Origin of the sequence: Dendronalium sp. ChiSLP03b, assembly GCF_034531165.2 — a bacterium.
GTDB lineage: Bacteria > Cyanobacteriota > Cyanobacteriia > Cyanobacteriales > Nostocaceae > Dendronalium > Dendronalium minutum.
On sequence record NZ_JAVRBR020000071.1, the window covers coordinates 51,063 to 72,501 of the forward strand.

Here is a 21,439-nt window from a genome sequence, read left to right on the forward strand (position 1 = left end):
TGAGTCAAATGTTATGGTTCCTTCTTCCGACCAGACGTATAATTTGCAAACACACAAACCAAACATACTTAAAAACTTTTTGCGGCTACGTCAATTCTGGGTACTGCTAGCTGCGATCGCTTTTATTTGCTTTTGGACATACCAGATTGATATTACTTTGCCCAAAACGCCGAGTATTAACAAAACATATACACCCCTTATACAGTCTACAGCCCAGGAAATTGGTTCTTACGATGTACTAGGTAAGGTAGTTAAAAAAGATGTCGCAGCAAGTTTGCTTAAGACAGACACAGGCAAACAACTACTATCGGAAAATAATGGTGCTGTTGTAATTACTGAAGATTTAATCAAGCTTGGACGCGATGCTTTTTATACAGAAACCTTTGGAAATGAAATTTTCATCACTGATGTGACTGGTATTCTCAACGGCCCTTTGAATATCGGTAATTTGGCAAAAGCGATCGCTTCCCTTGGTGGCAAACATACAACAAATTTACAAGTAACTTTAGATAGAGATATGACTGTGGGAAATCGCACTTTCAAACAAGGCGATATCCTCAATACCGGACTTGATGTTCCCGCAGGTTCTCTATTCCCTTTGGGAGTTATTACCCGCATTAACCACGGCAAAATTCGTGTTGGCATTACCTGTGCAGCGTGCCATGCCGCTGTTGACCGAGGTAGCGGACGCATTTTAGAAGGCGCACCCAACAACGACCTGGATACTGGCTTAATTTTGGCATTAGCAAGTAACTCAGCAGCTTGGTTTCGGCAAACAGGTGCTAATCCCCTAACAATAGCTCCTAGCGGAACTACTTACATCAACGCCGATAATCAAGAAGCACGTCTACCAGATGCCAAAGCTTTAGAAGATGCTGTAGATGAAGCACTATTAGCTTGGCCTCCCGGTAACTTTGACTCCACAGGCGACAACAAAAACAATCCATCGCAAAATCCATCTTCCTACACCTTTGCAGCATATCCCTACGGCTGGAGTGGTAACGCCTCAATTGGTTGGTTTCACGGACTCACCACACTTAACAGCAACGTCCACGCGACAAACTCAGACTTAACAACGGGTGCTGATGCCAGTCAGCAGCTATTAGGCATTGATAAAGAGACTTATTTAGGCGTGATTCTGCAAAATTCTGCTAATTCAGCCTTTAGATTACCAGCAGGTGCTAAACCATCAGAATTTTTTGAGAAAATCGATCCTACTCCCGGGACACCTGCCATGAATGAGGTGATTAAAATGCCAGGATTTCCCAAGGGTTCACCGTTTATCCTAGACGGGTTAATGGCAAATTCACCAGGACAGCCAGTTGCAGCACAACTCAATGGCATGTCCGCGTTTCAAAATACTTTAGCACCGCCGCCACATCAGTCTACCAACTTAGAAGCCCTCAAGCGAGGAGCAGCAATTTTTACAAAAGCAGGGTGCATTGAATGCCACAGCGGACGGTATTTTACTAATAATCGCGTCATCGCTCAACAAGAAATTAAATCTCAGCCTTCACGGGCAAAAGCTCAAGCAGCTTTCGCTCGCAACTTCGTCAAGCCCCAAACTTATGCTAGTAACGTGTCCGTTCCACTGCCAAACAATCCTTTGGTGCTAGATGTGCCTACAGATATTACAGCACCAGAAGACTACAACCTTGCTTACGCTATCGGGAACTCAGGCGGTTACAAAGTACCTAGTTTAATCGGACTGCATGTTACCGCACCTTATCTACACGATGGTGGCGTTGCTGTTGGCAAAGAAGCACTGCAACAGGACACAAACGAATATACAGTAGCTCGACCAGACCAATTAGGTATTGTAGGCACACTATTAAATAATATTGCACCCGATCCTAGTGCTAGTCTGCGATCGCTTTTAGACCGCAACTTACGTCAACAAGTGATTGCAGCTAATCATGCTCAACCCGACTTGCAGAAATCGAATGTAGACGGTAGCGGCCATAATTACTGGGTGGATAAACAAGCTAGTTTTACTACTCAAGACCAGTCTGACTTAATAGAATTCCTTCTGTCTTTGGACGATAATCCAGAAATTCTACCCGCACAATCTCTTTAGAACTTCCAAATAATCAAGTATTCCAGTGTAATTGTTCCAGCTTCACAATCCACATTCATCGGTCAACAAATATCCCCTGCATTGCAAGCCATCTTTGAGCAGACCGCAAAAGCAGGGGTTTTTTTAAATTTTATTTGATTTAAAAAACTATTTAACAGAGACAGCATCAACATCAATAGTGTTTCCAGTGGAGGTAGAAGGCTCTGGCTGGTTGGGGTCTTGGCTGTCCACATTACCCTTGCGAGCTTTCCAACCTTCAATTACTAGTCCAGACACCTCAGAAACTAGTAGTGTCAAAAGGAACACATCATCTATCTGTCCCACAACAGGTATAAAGTCTGGGGCGATATCAAATGGGCTGACTAGATAGACTAGTGTTCCTAAAATAACCCACCAACGGTACTTCGGGTTACGAAGCAAATTGCGATACCAAGTGTAAAGTGATTGGACTGAGAATTTCATATTTTAGCCCTCCAATTACCTTTAATTTTGACAAATTATCCTACAAACTTCTGGTGGGAATAACCGCCCACGTTAGTCTGGAAGACGCTACTCGTAAAGAGTTAGTAGGCAGGAAGCAGAGGGGCAGGGTAAGTTAATTCTCCCTCATCTCGCCAATCTCTTGACTACTTGCTCAAATACCTAACCTGCGATTCGGCACAAGAGTATGGTAATTGTGCATTAATCTCTAGAATTAAAATGCTTTGGGATATTTGCTCTAAAAATGCAGGGAGGAAATTTAAAAAATGGATATTTTAGATCTGTTTTACAAGGGCGGGCCAGCGATGTGGCCTTTGCTTGTTCTGTCGATACTGTCTTTAAGTGTGATTTTCGAGCGTCTGTGGTTTTGGTTGCGAATTTTAACTCAGGAAAAGGAAATAGTCGATCGCGTTCTTGATGCTGCCCGTGATAATTGGGAAGTGGCTGCGGAAATTGCTAAACGGGCAACGGATCAGCCTATCGGGCGGTTTCTATATGCGCCTTTAAGCCTGCCTAATAGTGATGCAGAAACCTTTCGACTGGCGCTGGAGTCCACAGCGGAAGATGAATTAGCAGGGATGCGCCGGGGTGAAAAACTTTTAGAAGCTGTGATTGCTCTGGCTCCACTGTTGGGATTGTTAGGTACGGTTTTGGGTTTGATCCACTCTTTGCGGTCAATTCGGATTGGCGACTTGGGGACTGAATCCACAGCTGGAGTGACTACTGGTATTGGTGAATCCTTAATTAGTACGGCAACAGGGCTAATAGTTGCGATCGTTAGTTTGACATTTTACCGATTATTTCAAGGTTTTTTAGTTAACCAAGTCAAAGTTTTTCGGAAGGCAGGGAATGAAATGGAATTGCTTTATCTTCAGTCACCACCTGATTTCAACAATAGTACATCAGTCGTGCAAGAAGCTTCACGGGACAGCTTTAATCCTCCCCGCAAGCGAGGCAAAAGCACTTTTCCTGAACCTCCAGCACCCCCCAATGCTCCAGATTCATTAGAGTCATAGTCAACAATTTAGAACCTAAACTATGCGTAGAGTGAGACAATGAAAGTTAATCTACACACTCCAATTGAAGAACTACAAGTTCAAATTATTCCTTTAATTGATGTCGTTTTTTGTATCCTGACGTTTTTTCTGTTGGCGGCTTTGCAATTTACTCGCCAACAGGTAATTAATGTTGATTTGCCTAAAGCCAGCACAAGTACAGTTGCTGGTGCAACCTCACAGATCGGCAGTCAAATTGTAACTATTGACGCTGTTGGCAATACTTACATAGAAAAACAGCCCGTGAAAAGAGAAGATTTAGCACAGAGGTTAAGGAAGTATCTTGAAGAAAATCCTAATGGCGTTTTAGTGCTAAATGCATCACGTACATCTACTTACAACGATGTCATTGAGACTTTGGATTTAATGCGAGAAGTGGGAGGCGATCGCGTCTCTTTGGGAATTATACCTGGGCCATCGCAATTACCCACAAATTCACCTAACCTACCTACAAACCCCAATTTCCCAGTAAATCCTGGAGACATACCTAATACTGTTCCAATTCCCGGAATTAATCCACAAGGTGAGTTTAACCCCAACTTGCCTTCAAACCCTAATCAAATTCCCTTACCCACAACACCTAATCAACCACCAACAGGGCAAGGTGTTACTCCCATTGTTCCCAACACACAAGCACCTCAAGCGCCTAGAAAAACTAATCCTGCACCTCAAAGGTGAGATAGAAAAGGAGAGAGGCAGGGAGCAAGGGAAGATAAAACAACTGACAAATAACTCTTGTATAGACGCGATTAATAAGCCAGCGCATTGCGGGGTTCCCCCCGTTGTAGCGACTGGCGTCGCGTCTCTACTCAGCACTCCCTTCAAATTTTTCCTAAATCTAAAGATATAAGAAATAAATTCTGGTTAGATAAAAAAAACTGCTAATTTACAAATAATTGGTTGAGCTTCAAAGATTTTCCTATCAATAGACTGAGTGTACTGCCAATCGCCATTTGCGTTTCAGGGATTATGGCTAATGAATGAAATTGTAACGCTGTTAATTGTTTGGATAGTAACATCTATCAGCTTGTTAATTATTAGCAAGTTGCCCTTGGGAGTTGAAGTTGACAGTCCCCAAAAAGCCTTTTTATCTGCTGCAATACTGGGTATTGTTACGGCAATCGTAAGACCGATTTTACGCCTCGTATTTGTTGTACCTAATTTGCTGACATTTGACTTACTATCCAGCATTTTCACCTTCATGATTGCCGTTGTTTGTTTTAGTATTGCGGCTTGGTTGGTAGAAGGCTTTCGCCTGCGCTTCGGTATTTGGAGTGCTGTGCTAGGGGCATTTGCACTCACTTTGATCAACAGCTTGATCTACAAATTATTAGGTGTATAAAGTTAAGCATGATGAGAGATGAGTTATGAATTGTTAATAACTCATAACGGAACTTAAACATTTTTTGGAAAGAAAGAGGTCTCAAACCTATACAGGGTAAGGAAAATACACCAAATACTCAAAAACGCCTGAAACTCAGATATATCAAGAGACTAGACAAAACAATGTCAAAGTCTCTTTATATAGACATTTGAGTTATTTTTCTGGGTATTTTTTGTCTGAGTCCCACTAAACGGCAGTTGCTACAACGGGGAGGCAGCCGCGTTGGCGGGTTTCCCTCCGCACGGCACTGGCTTTGCAACGTACTGCCTCCTCCTGTACGGGCGCAAGGTTTTGCGCCTCTACTAACTCCTAAGTTTTCACTATTCGTTAGCAGTTGGGGGAGCAACTGAGGTTGTTGATTGTTGTTTGCGCTGTTCGCGTTTTTTGCGCTCCGCTGCAAGCATATCTGCCATAACTATAAGTGCTTGTGCCATCTTGTCTAGGTTCGAGAGGTACAACTCCAAATCCTTGTTGAGTTTCTCTTCTGACAGCTTTAAGCCAGCAGCGATAGTTTTCAACGCTTCAGTGCGTTGCTTTTCATCTTTGACTAATTCCGGATTTGACAACTCCAGCAACGAGAATAAACCAATTGCAAACAAGCGACTGTATTTAAAGTTAGGATTATTAGCGATCGCTTGCAGTTGTGCTTGCAAGTCAGGATCGCGATCGAGATTTGTGCTTTGGCTGAGCCACGCTGTTAAATCATTGGCAGATAAAGTTTTAGCCAAATTTTGTAGCCGTTCAGCTTCCTGTCGATAGCGTTGCGCTTCTTGCTCTACGGACTGACACAGGGCGTTAAAAATCGATTCCTTATCCCGTTCTGGTTGGTAGCCTTGCATGAAGAGGTCAAAGGACGTAACGACACCCAAGGCATAAATAGAATTGTAGGTAAAATCAACATTTACCGACAGCAGATGCATTTCCACCATCAGTTCTTCCACAACCCGACGATAAATTGTGTTAATCGGCCGAGTGTGAAGAGAGTAAAAAGTTCGCTTTGTATCAGAGACAGTACGGACGTTATTCACAAATAAAAAGAAAATGTTAAGGGCGACGTTATAATTATTCTCTCCCTTAAAGGCTACTTTGCCAAGTTCAGGTTTCCGAACACGAGCTACTCTTGAAGAGAACTCCAAAACATAGATTAGTCCTACTTCTAGTTGCTGAGCATTCGCAGTCAACCAAAAATGGCAATGGGATATTTTTTATTTTAAATTCTTTTAACTAGTAGTATGAGGGGTATGAACCCTCTTTTTTAGAGAGCTAAACAAAAATTATAATTTTTGCGATCGTGCATTGCATTTATGAGTTTTTTGCCCAATTTAATAATCCTAGGTGAGTACCTAGCTGGTGAATTTGATAATCGCGAACAAGCATTGGCAGAGCCTGTGTGGTACGTCAACCTGCGGATGTGGCAAAGACCAGTTGACTTGTTCCGAGAAGACAGTATTACCTTGTTTGCCGAACAAGCCAATATTACTAACTTAGACCGTCCATACCGCCAGAGAATTATGCGGTTAATCCCAAGTCAAAACTCTGGTTCAACCATGATTCAGTACTATATGCTTAAAGACCCAAGTGCCTTAAGTGGTGCAGGTCGTAATCCTGCTTTACTTAAGACACTGGCGATTGAGCAATTAGATTTACTACCAGGCTGCATTCTCACAGTTACTCAAGAGATATTAGCCCCCAATAGCTATAAGTTTGCTGCTACTCCACTACCAGAAACTCGTTGCAGCTTTACTTATCTTGGCAAGAGCGTACAAGTTTCCTTGGGGTTTGAAGCCACTACAGCAGAATTTCACAGCTATGACAAAGGAATTGACCCAGAAACTGGAAAAGCTACTTGGGGAGCGATTATCGGCCCTTATCGCTACACTAAGAGAGAACAGTACTCTCTATTTTAGATTTTGGATTCAACTGTAATCTAAAATCCAAAATTTAGCTGGCGATACTACGAGGTACACCTTCTAAAGCTTCCTCCTCTGTTTCAAAGATTTCAAATACCGTATCCATCATCGTAACTTCAAACACGAGTTTAGCTTCTGGATGTACATTGCAGATGCGGAAACTGCCCTTGACTTTATCAGCATCGCGCATACCAGCGACCAAAGACGTAAGACCCGAACTATCAATAAAATTAACCTGACCGAGATTTACAACTACATGGCGACTAAGTTTGGAAATACACTCTTGTAACTTCAGGCGAAATTGCCAAGCTGTGGTTATGTCTAGACGACCTGCTGGTGTCAAGACAATAACGGTATTACCGTCTTGGGTTGTATAGGTTGTTTGTTCTATCTGAATCACTAAGCCTCCCCGTGGCACTCGTCTTAAAATTGACTGCTGCTGGATTTAATCTTGGATTGGTAAGTCAATAGACTTGCTTTTTAGCAACTTTTACTTCCTCATACCCAGAATATCTTCCGGAGAGCTAGTAAATGAGATGACTCACCACTCACAAACTTATTCAGTGCTAACACTTGAGATTAACAAGCTACAGCTAAATTTGTCACCTTTTTTTGCTAGGTGCTTCCTTTTAGTAGTTTAACTCACCAAAATAGTGCTGAGTACCCTTATAAGTACTGAGTGAAGATTGGGGATTGAGGAGGCAGGGGGAGACAAGGGGGACAAGGGGAAGAATAATAAGGGACTTCCAACTAAAAAAATATCCCATCGCTTTGGTGAGCAGGGGAGGCAGTGCGTTGCGCGGGTTCCCCGCGTTGTAGCAACTGCCGTGAAGCAGGGGGAGCAGGGGAGGAAGAATCTCACAATCGTCTTCGCTCTTACAATTGAATAATTTAATTTCTGGAAGTCCCTAACTCCTGCCTTCTGGAGACAGTGCGTTGAAGCACTTGCTGTCTTCTCCCAAAGGGGAGACGCTGGCGCGAAGGGGATTTCCGTCGATAGCAAAGTGCTGTTAGCGCAGCGAAGCGCGACGTTAGGAGTGTCACCCGTACTGCTAAAGCAGAACCCGCAGGGTAGGGTCTTAGGGACTCCCCAAGTGGAGCAACTGTCGTCCTCTTACCTCCTGCCTCAGCACTATTGAGCAGGTGCCCAGTTTATCCAATCTTGAGGCTTGAGGAAGGTTTCATACAATTCGGCTTCTGGAGTATTGGGTTCTGGCTGATAACCGTATTCCCAGCGCACTAAGGGAGGTAAAGACATCAAAATAGATTCTGTTCGTCCGTTGGTTTGCAGACCAAAAATTGTGCCTCGGTCATAAACCAAGTTAAATTCTACATACCTACCGCGGCGGTAGAGTTGAAAATTCCGTTCGCGATCGCCATACTCGATCCCATGTCGTCTTTGTACAATTGGCACGTAAGCCGGCAAAAATGCCTTGCCACAGTCTTGAACAAAGGCAAATAAATCTTCCCAATTACGTTGCTCTGGTGCGCCCACTTGGTTGCTATAGATGGCTGCCTCTCCATTGGGGTTAGGGCCGCGATATAAATTACCCTGACCATCTTGGTAATCTAAAAACAGACCACCAATACCGCGTGTCTCACCCCGATGCTTGAGATAGAAATATTCATCACACCAACGCTTAAACACTGGATAATACTCTGGGTGGTGTTGGTCACAAGCCTGCTTTAGTGTTTTATGGAAATGGGCAGCATCTTCGGCAAAGGGGTAATAAGGTGTCAAATCAGCACCGCCACCAAACCACCATACTGGTCCTGCTTCAAAATAGCGGTAATTCAGGTGGACTGTGGGTGCATAAGGATTTCGCGGATGTAACACCAATGAAGTGCCTGTAGCATAAAAGCCGTGTCCGGCTGCTTCTGGGCGTTGGGCTAAAATTGATGCAGGCAGATGAGAACCCCAAACTTCAGAAAAATTTACACCTGCTTGTTCAAATATTGCACCATCACGCAGCACGCGCGATCGCCCTCCACCCCCTTCTGGACGTTCCCAACTATCTTCGTGAAACTTACCCACACTATCCAGTTCTCCCAAAGCTTGGGAAATTTCGTCTTGCAGTTGTTTCATAAACTGACTGACTCTAGCCTGAGCATCAGTTCCTGGTAAAGACTTGGATGGTACTGCTTCTACAGTGGGGGTGTGCGAGTTGGTCAACATAAGATTCCCAAACCTAAATTACAATTTCCAAAAAGCCACAAATTTTTAGTTTAAAAATTTGCGGGCAACACGAGCCAACAATCAGGCTCAATTTGCCCAACCTACTTTTTTCTTAATGGTCAAGCATTTACACAATTGATGGGCATGACTAGAGTTATTTTCCCTCAAATGCGTATAGGCTTGTATATTGACTGAGTTTTTTTTGAACTTCTTGATGGGATTCTGGTGTCAACGTCAGACTCTGGCGAATTAACTTACAAGCACTCTCTACTTTAAAGTATCAAGGTACGGACTGAACTGTTCAATGGTGTTCCACGAGTCGAGGTTTAAATTCAAGAGCGATCGCATTGTCCTCTATGCCTAATGGGGGCTTGCTATGCAGAGGGCAATTTAGATAAAGTGCAATCCAACAATACCAGAGTTAGCAGCAAGTGTGTAGCGAGGAGGATTAGGTAAATGCGAGGTTGGTTATCCAAATTCATCCACCGCAAACGTTGTCGGTTTTGCGCTTCTCTGGTACGAACGTATCGAGAAATTAGTTCTGCTTCTGTAGATGAACTCTGGCTGAAGGTGGTTGACTTAACAGACGTTTCCTGGCATCCACTGCTCAAAAGTACCAATGTTCCCTACGGATTAGTACCCAAACCTGGATTGATTTTTCAGGCGGTGACACGCTTTTCGCCGTTCCCCATCCAGATTTTCGTGGAGCGTGTCAATCCCAGAGAGATGCTGAGTATTCGAGTACTGGCGATTCCTGGTGTCGAGGAACGGATCACTTACCAAGTAGAATCCACAGTTTGTGGCACTTGCTTATCTTATTCTGTGACGCTGCGAGGTTGGTTGTCTCCACTGATTTGGTCATTGTCCCGTCCTTACGCAGATCGTGTAGCACGCTCCTTAGTTGAAGCAGTAGAAAAAGCCGCATTACAAGCTGTGTCAGGAAAGAAAAAATCTCTTAACGATAGTTGTTTTGATTTCTAAGGAATGGGGATAAGAGAGCAGGGGAGCCAGTCCGTTGCGAGCAGCGCTGCAAAGAGAAGTTGCCATAGCGTAGCGTTAGCGAGTCATCGAGCGTCGGAGGGTTTCCCTCCAAGCAAACTTCGGAGAGGGTTTCCCTCCACAGGCGACTGCGAGGTTACCTGCGTTATAGGAACTGGCGTGAAGCAGGGGGAGAAAAATTTTAAATGACCCCTGACTCATCCTTAATCCCCAATACCAAATCTATAATCCCTAAAGAAAGTTAAGATTTTATTAGATGATAATGAAAATTTTTTAAATTTCATTACGGCGGTAACAGTAAAAATACTAAGCTATCGCTCAGCTAATTTGCATCTGGTGACTAGCCAAGACGCACGTCGCGATGTCTTCTCTACCCTAGCCTGCGGCAAGCCGCTTTGCGTCTACGGGAACGCCTTTGGCGAACGAGATGCTGTGCGAACAACAACCCTACCTTCGGGTTCTGCTTTAGCAGTACGGAGGACGCATTTATTCATTTTTAATTTTGAATTATTTTATGTACAATGTCCTCGATTCCCGCTCTGTCTTAGAAGTGTTGCGACCAGTGCAAGACCCCGAACTCCGTAAGAGTCTGGTAGAACTGAATATGATTCGCAACGTCAAAATTGACGGCGGCAAGGTTAGCTTCACTTTGGTCTTGACTACACCTGCCTGTCCCTTACGTGAATTTATCGTTGAAGATTGTGAAAGGGCTGTTAAAAAACTACCAGGCGTTACAGATATCAGCGTAGAGGTGACAGCAGAAACACCCCAGCAAAAAAGCTTACCCGATCGCAGTGGCGTTCCTGGTGTCAAAAATATTTTGGCAGTTTCCAGCGGCAAAGGTGGTGTTGGTAAAAGTACAGTGGCTGTCAACGTAGCAGTGGCTCTAGCGCAAACGGGAGCTAAAGTTGGGTTGCTAGATGCCGATATTTACGGCCCCAACGATCCCACTATGCTAGGGCTGGCTGATGCTCAAATTGTCGTCCACTCCACAGAAAAAGGGGAAGTCCTGGAACCTGCCTTTAATCACGGTGTCAAATTAGTCTCAATGGGCTTTTTGATTGACCGAGATCAGCCAGTGATTTGGCGGGGCCCAATGCTCAATGGAGTGATTCGCCAGTTTCTCTATCAAGTGCAATGGGGAGAACTGGACTATTTGATTGTAGATATGCCACCAGGAACCGGAGATGCTCAGTTAACTTTAACCCAAGCAGTACCGATGTCAGGAGCAGTAATTGTCACTACACCGCAAAACGTAGCACTATTAGATTCACGGAAGGGATTGCGAATGTTCCAGCAACTGCATGTCCCGGTGTTGGGAATCGTAGAAAACATGAGCTACTTTATTCCCCCAGATATGCCAGATAAGCAATATGACATCTTTGGTTCTGGTGGTGGCTCGAAAACAGCCGCAGAGTTGGGAGTACCTTTACTAGGGTGCGTGCCGCTAGAGATTTCTACGAGAGTTGGTGGGGACAATGGCATACCTATAGTCGTAGCCGATCCCGATTCTGCTTCTGCAAAAGCATTAAAAGCGATCGCCCTTGCTATTGCTGGTAAAGTCTCAGTTGCAGCCCTGACATAATAAATTTTTAATTTTTGTCTGATTCCTGGGCAATAGCCTAGGAATACAGATTATTAATAGTCAAAATAAAGGCTGAGGTATAAAATTTTCATCCTATCCTGTGGCAAGTCGCTACGCATCTAAAGCTTTCATCCTTTAAACTTAAGACTTCTTGGTCAATAAATTTAATTTCTCAAAGCTAAAGTCTAACATCGCACAATGTTGTTAAAACGTTCGCTCCCCAAAATTCGTTGGAAGTATTGGGTTAAACCCTGGCAGCAAGTAGATTGGCTATTATTTTGTTTGCCTATTGGTGTCAGTATCTTTGGCGGCATCACAATCCTGAGTACAGAACTAAAGCAGCCAGTAACTGACTGGTGGTGGCACTGGTTAGTAGCTGGCATCGGTACTTTGATAGCGTTGTTTTTAGCTCGCTGCCGTTACGAAAATCTGATTCAGTGGCATTGGGTAACATACGCACTAACGAACCTCAGTCTGATTACCGTGATGCTGGCTGGTACTAGTGCCAAAGGGGCACAACGGTGGATTAGTATTGCTGGCTTCAACGTCCAACCCTCAGAATTTGCCAAAGTTGGGCTGATTATCACGTTAGCAGCCTTATTACATAAGCGTACCGCTGCTACCCTACCCAACTTTTGCCGCGCGTTGGCATTCACCGCTCTGCCCTGGCTATTAGTGTTTACTCAACCTGATTTGGCAACATCACTAGTATTTGGAGCAATAGTCTTAGGAATGTTGTACTGGGGAAATGCGAACCCAGGTTGGCTGATACTGTTGATTTCTCCTGTAATAGCCGCAATTTTGTTTGGTATATCCTGGCCTTTAGCAGAACCATTAGTAGTGTTCAAAGAAATAGCCCTAGGGCCGTTAGGGTTAATTTGGGCATTTGCGATGGGAATTGTAGGTTGGCAGACTCTTCCTTGGCGACGCTTTGGTATTAGTGGTATGGGCGCATGGATACTCAATATGCTCGGTGGTGAATTAGGCGTATTTGCTTGGAACCACATTTTAAAAGACTATCAAAAAGACCGACTAACGGTATTTCTTCGTCCCGGACACGACCTTTTAGGAGCCGGATATCACCAAAATCAATCTCGCATTGCCATTGGTGCTGGTGAAATTTGGGGATGGGGTCTATTCAAGGGGCCGATGACACAACTAAATTTCGTACCCGAACAGCATACAGACTTCATTTTCTCCGCAGTAGGTGAAGAATTTGGTTTTGTTGGTTGTTTGTTAGTATTGTTTGTCTTCTGCTTAATTTGCTTCCGTTTGTTACACATAGCTCAAACCGCCAAAGATAACTTTGGCTCATTGTTAGCGATTGGTGTTTTGTCGATGATTGTGTTCCAGGTGATTGTCAACGTTGGCATGACCGTTGGTTTAGCACCTGTGGCGGGAATTCCCTTACCTTGGATGAGTTACGGTCGTTCTGCGATGCTGACCAACTTCATTGCTTTAGGAATAGTAGAATCGGTAGCAAATTTTCGACAACGACAGAAGTATTATTTATGAGTCCTTTGTCATTGGTCATTAGCAAAGGACAAAGGATTAATGACTAATGACAAGTATTAAGCTATTAAAAGTAAACAAGCGAGGGTAAAAATCATGATTCTGCCTGGAGCAACTGTTCGCGTCAAGAATCCCGCAGATACCTATTATCGCTATGAAGGACTCGTGCAACGAGTAAGTGATGGCAAGGTAGCTGTACTGTTTGAAGGTGGAAACTGGGATAAATTAATTACCTTTCGCCTGTCAGAACTGGATCTCGTAGAAACCACAGCAGGACGTAAAAAAGCGAAATAGAACAAGAGTTAGTAGTCAGTAGTCAGTAGTTAGTAGCTGACAACTGACTACTGACCCTTACGGGTTCGCCAGTTACTCATGGGGGGGAACCCCCAAGACCGTACTGGCTCACAACTGACAAAGAACTAAGATGCGCCTTCCACTACCACAGTTTGCAAACAGCGATCGCCACCCCAACCACATTGCGGAGGTGATCGAAACTACTACTACTGAATTTTTGGCACAATGTTTGGAACCGGAAGACTTGAGCTTCCCCTCCATGCCACCTTTTGGTAGTTGGGTTTGTGCTGTGGATGAAGAGTCAGGCAATCAAGTTTATGCTGTAGTGTATTATGCCACAACCATGCCCGTAGATTCCGTGCATAGAGCAGTGGCTCTGGGGTTGTCATTGCAAGATTTGCGCGAGGAACAACCCCAGATATTTGCCATGCTTAAGACTGAATTTCGCGCGGCGATAGTCGGCTTTGAGCAAGCGTCTCTAACTCTAGGTGCTAACCAAAGAGTGTATCAGTATCTACCACCCCGCCCCCCGCAAATCCATCAAGCTGTTTATCGCTGCGAATCAGAAGCGATAATTAAATTCACTGAAGAACTCGATTTTTTGCGGACATTACTTTCCGTAAACAGTGCGCCAGTGGAATCCTTAACCGCAGCAGCTATTCGTGAAATTTATCAGTTACGCAAAGCTGACCGACAATGGCTAATTCAAGCAGGACGTACTCTGAGCGTACTGTTGAAAGATGACTACGATCGCTTACGGTTTATATTAAGTCAAATCCACCCGTAGGTAGTTAGTTCTTAGATGATTGCCTAGGTAGTGTAAGTTAAGATTTTTTTTACTTTTCGTCAGGGTGGCTTTTACAGTTATCTATATTAAATCGGACGATTGCCTCTGGGCTAATCGCAATTTCACCGTCGCCCCTTTAAATCCTACCTATGGAACGAATATCAGAAGTTCTTGCTCTGGAACAAACAGCCCAAGTTCTCGGCAAGGAACCAATTGTTCCCTTTGCTATTTTGCTGGTGGTTATCTTAGTTGTACCCATCCTGTTTGAGCGACTGAGACTACCAGTCTTCGTAGGTTTAATATTCTCAGGGGTAGTACTTGGACCATCAGGCTGGAATCTATTTCACACAGAATCACCGATATTTAGCCTGCTATCAGACATTGGCTTAATTTACTTAGTATTTGTCGCAGGTTTAGAAGTTGATATAGAGCGGTTTCGCCAAAGAAAAAAACGCTCTTTAGGATTTGGGCTTTTCAGCTTTAGTATCCCCATAGTTACAGGAACCTTAGCAGGACGAATTTTTGGCTTTGGTTGGAATACTTCCATCTTAATTGGCTCTTTGTCTGCTTCCTATACCCTTTTGGCGTACCCCATTCTTAATCGTTTGGGAGTTGTCAATAATGAAGCTGTCACCATTACAATTGGAGCCACAATTTTTACCGATATTGGGGCGTTTCTAGTATTAGCCGTTTGTGTAGCAGCAACTCAAATTGTGCCATTCAGCTTGGTGAAGCTAATCATCTTGTTAACTTCATTAACTATTTACTCCATCATCATTTTAGTGGGTTTTGAATGGGCAGGTAAAGAATTTTTCCGGCGGTCAGGAGACGATGAAGGAAATAAATTTTTGTTTGTGTTGCTTGCTGTATTTCTCGCTGCTGTAGGCGCTCAATTCATAGGTATAGAAAAAATTGTTGGAGCTTTTTTAGCAGGTTTAGCAGTAAATGAAGCGGTAGGTGAGGGGCCAGTCAAAGAAAAGGTGGTGTTTGTTGGCAGTGTTCTATTTATTCCTATTTTCTTTGTTGACCTGGGCTTGCTGATCGATTTGTCTGCTTTTGTCCAAAATATTGGACTTCTCAAATTAACGTTCTTCATTGTAATCGGTTTAATTACCAGCAAATTCATAGCAGCTTTATTGGCGAAACTGGTTTACCGATATAACTGGCAAGAAATGCTAACAATGTGGTCGTTATCGCTACCTCAAGTGAGTACGACATTAGCAGCAACTTTAGTGGGATACCGAACTGGGTTACTGCCACTAGAAGTTTTAAACAGCATTATTATGCTAATGCTGCTGACATCAACTTTAGGACCATTGCTAACTAGTCAAATAGCCGTTACTTTGCCCTCTTCTCCAGTTCCAGAATCAGCATCCCCAACCCTACCCGAGCAGAAACCAGAAGAAACGCACAATGCTTTTACCATAGTGGTATCCGTCCAAAATCCTCAAACTCAGCAGTATTTAGTTGAAATGGCAGCATTATTGGCACTTCAGTCCAATGGCAAAATTGTACCGTTGGTCATCGCTACTGCTGGTATTCATATGGATGCACCACAGTTAGAAGCCTCTGTGCAAAAGAGTGAGCGCTTACTGGCAAAAGCCACAACCCAGAGTCGAGGCTTGGGAGTGCAAGCAGAACCATTATTGCGAATTGATGATGCTTTTGCTTCAGGAATTAGCAGGGCAGCTCGCGAACAAAAAGCGAGTTTAATTGTTATGGGTTGGGGTAAACGTACTGGTTTGAGAGCGCGTTTATTTGGCAATGTAATTGATAGTGTACTTTGGGCATCTCATTGTCCAGTAGCTGTGACACGTTTAGTAGACTCACCGAAAAAAATTCAGCGCATCTTAGTACCAGTAGAAAACTTAATGACACCGTCATTGCAGCCCGTGCAATTAGCTCAGATGCTAGCAGAGGCAAATCAAGCCCAAGTTACTGTACTGAATGTGTGCGATCGCCGCACTAGTTCTAGTAAAATCGCCTCCAAGCGATCGCAACTTTTTCTATTGATGTCTAAATTAGGTTTGCCAAATCCACCAGAAATTCAAATTATCGCTCATGAAAATGTTGCCCAAGCAATTTTGCAGGCAGCGCGATTATATGATTTAGTAGTTTTACCTTTTACACGTAATCGGACAAGTCCTGGTGGTTTAGCCATTAGTGATGTTACCACTCAATTAGCTAGACAACTTACTTGCTCTATTGTCATGCTCGGCGAACCGCAACGCACTCTAACAGGAACTCCACTAACGCGGGCTTCTAACACTACAGCTGTTGTGTGAGAAGAGTTAGTTGTCAGGCTCCCCCTAGGACTGTTTTAAATTTTGCTGTAACAAAACTTTATTTTGTTGAAGATTTGATGAATTCTCAGCTAAAAAATTACAATCCCAAGACGATGTTTGTTATTTTGCTAGATGAATTAACTAGCAGTAAGGTGCAATTTTAACAAAATTGCATACGTAAACAAACTACTAAATCAGAAAAGACCTTTCTAATTAGCGTTGTTCGTCATATATTTTTGTATCTCGGCTGGGTACTCTAAAAACAAGCTAAAAAGCTATTAGCAATATTCGTAAGTAACTGGGAAACTATGAGAATTTTGGTAACGGGTGGTGCTGGGTTTATTGGCTCCCATCTCATTGACCGACTTATACCCGAAGGGCATGAAGTAATTTGCTTAGATAATTTTTATACAGGTGATAAACGCAATATCCTCAAATGGATAAATCATCCTTATTTTGAACTCATCCGTCACGATATTACCGAACCAATTCGGTTAGAAGTCGATCAAATTTATCATCTAGCTTGTCCTGCTTCCCCAGTACATTACCAGTTCAATCCAGTTAAAACCGTTAAAACTAACGTGATTGGGACGCTGAATATGCTGGGTTTAGCTAAGCGTGTGAAAGCTAGATTTTTCTTAGCTTCAACCAGTGAAGTATACGGCGATCCCGAAGTTCATCCCCAAACTGAAGATTACAGGGGTAGTGTTAATCCCATTGGACTGCGTTCGTGCTACGACGAAGGCAAACGAGTTGCTGAGACTTTGGCATTTGATTATTACAGGCAAAATAAAGTCGATATTCGGGTTGCCAGAATATTTAACACCTACGGTCCCAGGATGTTAGAAAACGATGGTCGGGTAGTGAGTAACTTTATAGTTCAAGCCTTGCGAGGTAATCCTTTAACTGTGTACGGTGATGGTTCCCAAACACGCAGTTTTTGCTATGTTTCTGACCTAGTAGAAGGATTTATCCGCTTGATGAATAGCGATTACACAGGCCCGGTGAATCTGGGAAATCCTGGTGAATACACGATTTTACAATTGGCCCAAGCTGTGCAAAACATGGTGAATCCCGATGCACAGATTAAGTTTGAGCCACTACCTTCTGACGATCCGCGTCGTCGTCGTCCCGATATTACGAGGGCAAAGACTTGGTTAAATTGGGAACCTACCATTCCTCTGCAAGAGGGGTTAAAACTAACAATAGAAGATTTCCGCGATCGCATCAAAAGCGACATCAAGGATTTAGTCTCTTGAGCAGCGTTTAGCGCCGCTCTGAATTTGCGTGCAGGCTAACCCCATCTGTAGCCCGTACTTTTAGTAGCTGGGTTTTCCAGCACCGTATAAGTGTCATATTGACAACTTCTTTTTAAAGACTAACCCCAGAAAAGCAAGGAGTTAAACTAAATGCGTGTTTGCGTCATTGGTACTGGTTACGTTGGTTTGGTTACAGGCGCTTGCTTGGCTCATATTGGCCATGATGTAATTTGCATAGATAACAACGAAGAAAAAGTCAAGTTAATGAAATCTGGGCAGTCACCAATATTTGAGCCGGGACTCTCAGAAATAATGCAGTCTGCTATTCAAGCAGGGACAATTCAGTTCTCATCGGATCTCGCTGCTGGAGTTGCTCATGGCGAAATTCTATTTATTGCCGTGGGAACGCCTCCTTTGCCGACTGGTGAAAGTGATACCCGTTATGTCGAAGCCGTAGCTCGTGGCATAGGGGAAAATCTCAACGGTGGTTATAAGGTAATTGTGAATAAATCTACAGTACCCATTGGCTCAGGTGACTGGGTACGGATGATTGTTTTAGATGGAATTGCTGAACGCCAAAAAACACTTGTGCCTGCTGGTGGAATGTCAGTTGATGAGAAATTACCTGAAGTTGCAGCCCAATTTGATGTGGTTAGCAATCCAGAGTTTCTGCGTGAAGGTTCGGCAGTATATGATACATTTAATCCCGATCGCATTGTATTGGGTGGCAATAGTCAAAGAGCAGTCGGCTTAATGAAACAACTATATGCTCCAATTGTGGAGCGTAAATATGCTGAGAATCAATCTCTACCATCTGTACCAGTACTGGTAACAGACCTCAGTTCGGCAGAGATGATCAAATACGCTGCCAATGCTTTTTTGGCGACAAAGATTAGTTTTATTAACGAAGTTGCTAACATTTGCGATCGCGTTGGTGCTGATGTCACCCAAGTAGCAAAAGGCATTGGTCTAGACTCTCGCATTGGTAATAAATTCCTCAATGCTGGTATTGGCTGGGGTGGTTCCTGCTTCCCTAAAGATGTTGCTGCCCTAATTCATACAGCTGATGATTATGGCTATGAAGCCCAGTTGATGAAAGCCGCAGTTACAGTTAACGAACGCCAGCGTCTGATTGCTTTGGAAAAACTCCAGCAAGTATTAAAAATCCTCAAAGGTAAAACTGTTGGACTACTCGGTCTAACCTTCAAGCCTGACACCGATGATATGCGGGATGCTCCAGCACTCAACTTGATTGAGCAGTTGAATAGACTGGGAGCCAAAGTTAAAGCCTACGACCCCATTGTTTCACAAACAGGTCTGCGTCATGGTCTTTCCGGTGTACTAGTGGAAACTGATGCTGAACGGTTGGCTGATGGCTGTGATGCCTTGGTACTTGTAACCGAATGGCAGCAGTTTAGCACTCTGGATTACACCAAGATGGCCAAATTAATGAACCACCCCGTAATCATCGACGGTCGTAACTTCCTTGACCCCGAAACCATGGTAAGGGCTGGTTTCCAATATGTAGGTGTTGGACGATAGAAAATTAAGAATTAAAAATTAAATAAACAGAGTGCATTTGCTTTTTTAATTTTTAATTTCAATACTTAATCGTAGTACCGCTTAGATGTTTATAGGCGGTATTTTATTTGTGTGAATGAAACACATAAAGTTCGGAGAAATTCAATTGTTTATTACTCAGTTTCTACTCTTTTTCTGACAGTTTGAAGAGCAGGAGGAAGGGGCGTTCCCATTGCTTCTGTCAAATGTTGAGGAGGCTTTTTCAAAGCAGGCGATGTCTGACGACAAGCCGCTTCGCGTCTACGCAAATATTTACCTGTATGAATGGCTACTAATTTTCATAGAAACCATAAAGTCAATTGATTCCAATGTAAATACAAAATACCTTGACAGAAGATACTCTGAAACTAATTCACTGCAATCCCTTATTTTGTAAGTTATGCTCGATATGCTGCATTTGCTCAATTGTCTTTCCAGTAACTATCCCGTAAATGTCGGTATATATTTTTCCGTATTCACTCCCTTCTAAAGCCGACAGGATAATAAAGTCTTTGCGATCTAGTTCTGGTTTTATAGTTGCTAAAACAGATTCTAAAGATCCTGACATTCGGTAGTCACTGGAATATTTAGCTACTTCTTTTCCCAACCCTAATAAAGTATGGCGTTGCAAGCACAGTGGCGTTGAACCATTGACGCGGAAATTAGCATCGATTACATAAAGCTGTCCGTCTCGATTTTCTAACACGTCGAAACCAATAACGCCAAAATAGCCTTGTTGGTGAGCATACTGACCAATAGCGGCTATGATTTTATAGAACATGCTCATATCGGTTTTGCGGTAGTGAATTACTCCCCCTAAATAGTTGCCCTCTGAGGTGACAAGTTGATTTGTAGTGCCGATGAGCGTTATGTCTCCCGCCTTATTGACATAAAATTGTACGCAGTAGTTCTGCACAGCATTCTTGACGAACTCTGAGACAATAATTGTATCTAGCAACTTAATATCGAGATATTTTCTTAATTCTGCAAAACAAGAATTTAGAGTTTCGTTGCTATTAATAATATAAGTACCCTCTCCAGAAAGTCCGTGGGACGTTTTAATCAAATATGGAAATTGTGGTAACTGAATATCTTCGAGACCGACTCGCTGAAGATTGTAGGTTTCGTATTTTGGATGTGGCACTCCCAGTTCAGCTAGCGTAGCTTTACTAAGTAAGTGGTAATGGGTATCTGGATAGATGGCGTGTTTTTCTGTTTGCAGATTATCAAAGGGAAATAGAGTGATAATTTTGTCAAAGCGCTCGCTATTGCTAAGTTCATCTAGATAAAGCGATCTTTGCATCACCTCGATATTGATATAGCTAAAGCCAAAATGTTCTTGCCAGTAATTAAGCAGTAAGTTTGGCGGCGGACTCATGACAATTCCCGGAATGGCATCGCCTAACACAGCGAGATTTTTCCAAGGTTCTTTCTGGCAAATTTTATCGTATGAGGTTTTAGTGGCTTCCTCATTGCCGTCTTGAATAAAGTATTTTTTTGTGTTGGGGTAAGCAGACCAGCTAGCAGTCGCTGGGTAATTCAAAAGAAATGCATAACGTGCATCTGTAATGTCTTGAGCAAATAGTTCCGAAAAAGAACTTCCTTGAAAGTAATGAAAGTCGTATTTTGGGTTCATATCTAATTTGAATTCAACAAAACTCCTGAATTTATGTTTTTGTAGAGGCATTCATAGCCAGACTCTAATTAATCTGGGTGATTAAGGTTGTCTTGTTGAGCTTCGAGTTTTTCTACCCTGTTTTAGAAATTGTGTTTGCCAAGCGCCGCGAGAATCATCAGAAAAATCTGATTTTTGAGAGGAAGGTTGTGTCTGTTCAGCCACAGCCTTAATTAAAAATTGAAGCTAGAGATGAAAACCAAGCAGTTTTCAAAATTACTTTTAAAGAAGTTGCTGCTCAAGGCTTCATATATTTACTTCTTCAAGGGGCGACAAGCAAGTTAAAGTGCTTGCTGTATAAGCTTCATAGCTCTTAAACCTCGCTGATAATATGCCTGCTTATTGCGAATAGAACCGACCAGTTCCTCAACCCATGCTTGGCATGAATGCCAAGCAACTAT

Annotated in this window: 19 protein-coding genes; 13 read left to right on the plus strand and 6 right to left on the minus strand. The window is 43.1% G+C overall.

Annotation, left to right across the window (positions count from 1 at the left end):
* The first annotated feature begins 13 nt into the window (after nucleotides 1-13).
* Nucleotides 14-2,077 carry a hypothetical protein gene (locus tag RMY31_RS18515; protein WP_322660586.1) on the plus strand — a complete coding sequence of 688 codons (2,064 nt, stop codon included), beginning with the start codon at nucleotides 14-16 and terminating at the stop codon, nucleotides 2,075-2,077.
* Nucleotides 2,078-2,224: 147 nt separating this feature from the next.
* On the opposite strand, the gene RMY31_RS18520 is transcribed toward RMY31_RS18515, so the two are convergent.
* Nucleotides 2,225-2,539 (minus strand): YkvA family protein, encoded by a 315-nt coding sequence (locus RMY31_RS18520; protein WP_322660584.1) that lies wholly within the window; start codon nucleotides 2,537-2,539, stop codon nucleotides 2,225-2,227.
* 284 nt (nucleotides 2,540-2,823) lie between these two features.
* On the opposite strand from RMY31_RS18520, the gene RMY31_RS18525 reads away from it, so the two are divergent.
* From RMY31_RS18525 to RMY31_RS18535, 3 genes are all read left to right on the plus strand, one after another.
* A complete protein-coding gene (locus RMY31_RS18525) occupies nucleotides 2,824-3,573 on the plus strand; it encodes a MotA/TolQ/ExbB proton channel family protein (RefSeq protein WP_322660582.1) in 750 nt (249 codons plus the stop codon).
* Between the two features lie 39 nt (nucleotides 3,574-3,612).
* On the plus strand, nucleotides 3,613-4,290 hold the full coding sequence (locus RMY31_RS18530; protein ID WP_322660579.1) for a biopolymer transporter ExbD: 678 nt from the start codon (nucleotides 3,613-3,615) through the stop codon (nucleotides 4,288-4,290).
* A gap of 298 nt (nucleotides 4,291-4,588) precedes the next feature.
* Nucleotides 4,589-4,954 (plus strand): phage holin family protein, encoded by a 366-nt coding sequence (locus RMY31_RS18535; RefSeq protein WP_322660577.1) that lies wholly within the window; start codon nucleotides 4,589-4,591, stop codon nucleotides 4,952-4,954.
* A 362-nt stretch (nucleotides 4,955-5,316) separates the two neighbouring features.
* Here the strand turns inward: RMY31_RS18535 and psb29 are convergent, their stop codons facing one another.
* Nucleotides 5,317-6,024, minus strand: coding sequence for a photosystem II biogenesis protein Psp29 (gene psb29 / locus RMY31_RS18540; RefSeq protein WP_322660669.1), 708 nt, complete (start codon nucleotides 6,022-6,024; stop codon nucleotides 5,317-5,319).
* 276 nt (nucleotides 6,025-6,300) lie between these two features.
* Here psb29 and RMY31_RS18545 point away from each other — a divergent pair, with 276 nt between their 5' ends.
* Complete coding sequence (locus tag RMY31_RS18545) at nucleotides 6,301-6,903, plus strand: chromophore lyase CpcT/CpeT (RefSeq protein ID WP_322660575.1); 603 nt, start codon at nucleotides 6,301-6,303, stop codon at nucleotides 6,901-6,903.
* A 34-nt stretch (nucleotides 6,904-6,937) separates the two neighbouring features.
* Here RMY31_RS18545 and RMY31_RS18550 read toward each other — a convergent pair whose 3' ends face one another.
* Nucleotides 6,938-7,306 (minus strand): STAS domain-containing protein, encoded by a 369-nt coding sequence (locus RMY31_RS18550; RefSeq protein WP_015136575.1) that lies wholly within the window; start codon nucleotides 7,304-7,306, stop codon nucleotides 6,938-6,940.
* A gap of 732 nt (nucleotides 7,307-8,038) precedes the next feature.
* Nucleotides 8,039-9,082, minus strand: a complete 1,044-nt coding sequence (hemF, locus tag RMY31_RS18555; protein ID WP_322660572.1) for an oxygen-dependent coproporphyrinogen oxidase — start codon at nucleotides 9,080-9,082, stop codon at nucleotides 8,039-8,041.
* 456 nt (nucleotides 9,083-9,538) lie between these two features.
* On the opposite strand from hemF, the gene RMY31_RS18560 reads away from it, so the two are divergent.
* The 8 genes from RMY31_RS18560 (at nucleotide 9,539) to RMY31_RS18595 (ending at nucleotide 19,345) form a co-directional block, all read left to right on the plus strand.
* Nucleotides 9,539-10,063 carry an SRPBCC family protein gene (locus RMY31_RS18560; RefSeq protein WP_322660570.1) on the plus strand — a complete coding sequence of 175 codons (525 nt, stop codon included), beginning with the start codon at nucleotides 9,539-9,541 and terminating at the stop codon, nucleotides 10,061-10,063.
* 532 nt (nucleotides 10,064-10,595) lie between these two features.
* Nucleotides 10,596-11,666 (plus strand): Mrp/NBP35 family ATP-binding protein, encoded by a 1,071-nt coding sequence (locus tag RMY31_RS18565; protein ID WP_322660568.1) that lies wholly within the window; start codon nucleotides 10,596-10,598, stop codon nucleotides 11,664-11,666.
* A 198-nt stretch (nucleotides 11,667-11,864) separates the two neighbouring features.
* On the plus strand, nucleotides 11,865-13,181 hold the full coding sequence (gene rodA, locus RMY31_RS18570; protein WP_322660566.1) for a rod shape-determining protein RodA: 1,317 nt from the start codon (nucleotides 11,865-11,867) through the stop codon (nucleotides 13,179-13,181).
* A gap of 93 nt (nucleotides 13,182-13,274) precedes the next feature.
* Nucleotides 13,275-13,472 carry an NAD(P)H dehydrogenase subunit NdhS gene (locus RMY31_RS18575; protein WP_214430298.1) on the plus strand — a complete coding sequence of 66 codons (198 nt, stop codon included), beginning with the start codon at nucleotides 13,275-13,277 and terminating at the stop codon, nucleotides 13,470-13,472.
* A gap of 130 nt (nucleotides 13,473-13,602) precedes the next feature.
* Nucleotides 13,603-14,259, plus strand: a complete 657-nt coding sequence (locus RMY31_RS18580) for an HAS-barrel domain-containing protein (protein WP_322660563.1) — start codon at nucleotides 13,603-13,605, stop codon at nucleotides 14,257-14,259.
* 149 nt (nucleotides 14,260-14,408) lie between these two features.
* The gene (locus RMY31_RS18585; RefSeq protein ID WP_322660562.1) at nucleotides 14,409-16,544 is read left to right on the plus strand and encodes a cation:proton antiporter; all 2,136 of its coding nucleotides are present in this window, start codon (nucleotides 14,409-14,411) and stop codon (nucleotides 16,542-16,544) included.
* Nucleotides 16,545-16,852: 308 nt separating this feature from the next.
* Nucleotides 16,853-17,803 carry a UDP-glucuronic acid decarboxylase family protein gene (locus tag RMY31_RS18590; RefSeq protein ID WP_322660559.1) on the plus strand — a complete coding sequence of 317 codons (951 nt, stop codon included), beginning with the start codon at nucleotides 16,853-16,855 and terminating at the stop codon, nucleotides 17,801-17,803.
* A gap of 150 nt (nucleotides 17,804-17,953) precedes the next feature.
* Complete coding sequence (locus RMY31_RS18595; RefSeq protein WP_322660557.1) at nucleotides 17,954-19,345, plus strand: UDP-glucose dehydrogenase family protein; 1,392 nt, start codon at nucleotides 17,954-17,956, stop codon at nucleotides 19,343-19,345.
* A gap of 152 nt (nucleotides 19,346-19,497) precedes the next feature.
* On the opposite strand, the gene RMY31_RS18600 is transcribed toward RMY31_RS18595, so the two are convergent.
* Complete coding sequence (locus tag RMY31_RS18600; RefSeq protein ID WP_409878074.1) at nucleotides 19,498-19,632, minus strand: hypothetical protein; 135 nt, start codon at nucleotides 19,630-19,632, stop codon at nucleotides 19,498-19,500.
* 104 nt (nucleotides 19,633-19,736) lie between these two features.
* Complete coding sequence (locus tag RMY31_RS18605) at nucleotides 19,737-20,999, minus strand: ATP-grasp domain-containing protein (RefSeq protein WP_322660555.1); 1,263 nt, start codon at nucleotides 20,997-20,999, stop codon at nucleotides 19,737-19,739.
* Nucleotides 21,000-21,439 lie beyond the last annotated feature (440 nt).

Coding starts and splice junctions, on each gene's coding strand:
- RMY31_RS18520 (WP_322660584.1), bottom strand. CDS start 2,539: ATGAAATTCTCAGTCCAATCACTTTACACTTGGTATCGCAATTTGCTT.
- RMY31_RS18605 (WP_322660555.1), bottom strand. CDS start 20,999: ATGAACCCAAAATACGACTTTCATTACTTTCAAGGAAGTTCTTTTTCG.
- RMY31_RS18515 (WP_322660586.1), top strand. CDS start 14: ATGGTTCCTTCTTCCGACCAGACGTATAATTTGCAAACACACAAACCA.
- RMY31_RS18580 (WP_322660563.1), top strand. CDS start 13,603: ATGCGCCTTCCACTACCACAGTTTGCAAACAGCGATCGCCACCCCAAC.
- RMY31_RS18575 (WP_214430298.1), top strand. CDS start 13,275: ATGATTCTGCCTGGAGCAACTGTTCGCGTCAAGAATCCCGCAGATACC.
- RMY31_RS18530 (WP_322660579.1), top strand. CDS start 3,613: ATGAAAGTTAATCTACACACTCCAATTGAAGAACTACAAGTTCAAATT.
- RMY31_RS18590 (WP_322660559.1), top strand. CDS start 16,853: ATGAGAATTTTGGTAACGGGTGGTGCTGGGTTTATTGGCTCCCATCTC.
- RMY31_RS18595 (WP_322660557.1), top strand. CDS start 17,954: ATGCGTGTTTGCGTCATTGGTACTGGTTACGTTGGTTTGGTTACAGGC.
- RMY31_RS18585 (WP_322660562.1), top strand. CDS start 14,409: ATGGAACGAATATCAGAAGTTCTTGCTCTGGAACAAACAGCCCAAGTT.
- RMY31_RS18560 (WP_322660570.1), top strand. CDS start 9,539: ATGCGAGGTTGGTTATCCAAATTCATCCACCGCAAACGTTGTCGGTTT.
- rodA (WP_322660566.1), top strand. CDS start 11,865: ATGTTGTTAAAACGTTCGCTCCCCAAAATTCGTTGGAAGTATTGGGTT.
- RMY31_RS18565 (WP_322660568.1), top strand. CDS start 10,596: ATGTACAATGTCCTCGATTCCCGCTCTGTCTTAGAAGTGTTGCGACCA.
- RMY31_RS18545 (WP_322660575.1), top strand. CDS start 6,301: ATGAGTTTTTTGCCCAATTTAATAATCCTAGGTGAGTACCTAGCTGGT.
- hemF (WP_322660572.1), bottom strand. CDS start 9,082: ATGTTGACCAACTCGCACACCCCCACTGTAGAAGCAGTACCATCCAAG.
- RMY31_RS18535 (WP_322660577.1), top strand. CDS start 4,589: ATGAATGAAATTGTAACGCTGTTAATTGTTTGGATAGTAACATCTATC.
- RMY31_RS18525 (WP_322660582.1), top strand. CDS start 2,824: ATGGATATTTTAGATCTGTTTTACAAGGGCGGGCCAGCGATGTGGCCT.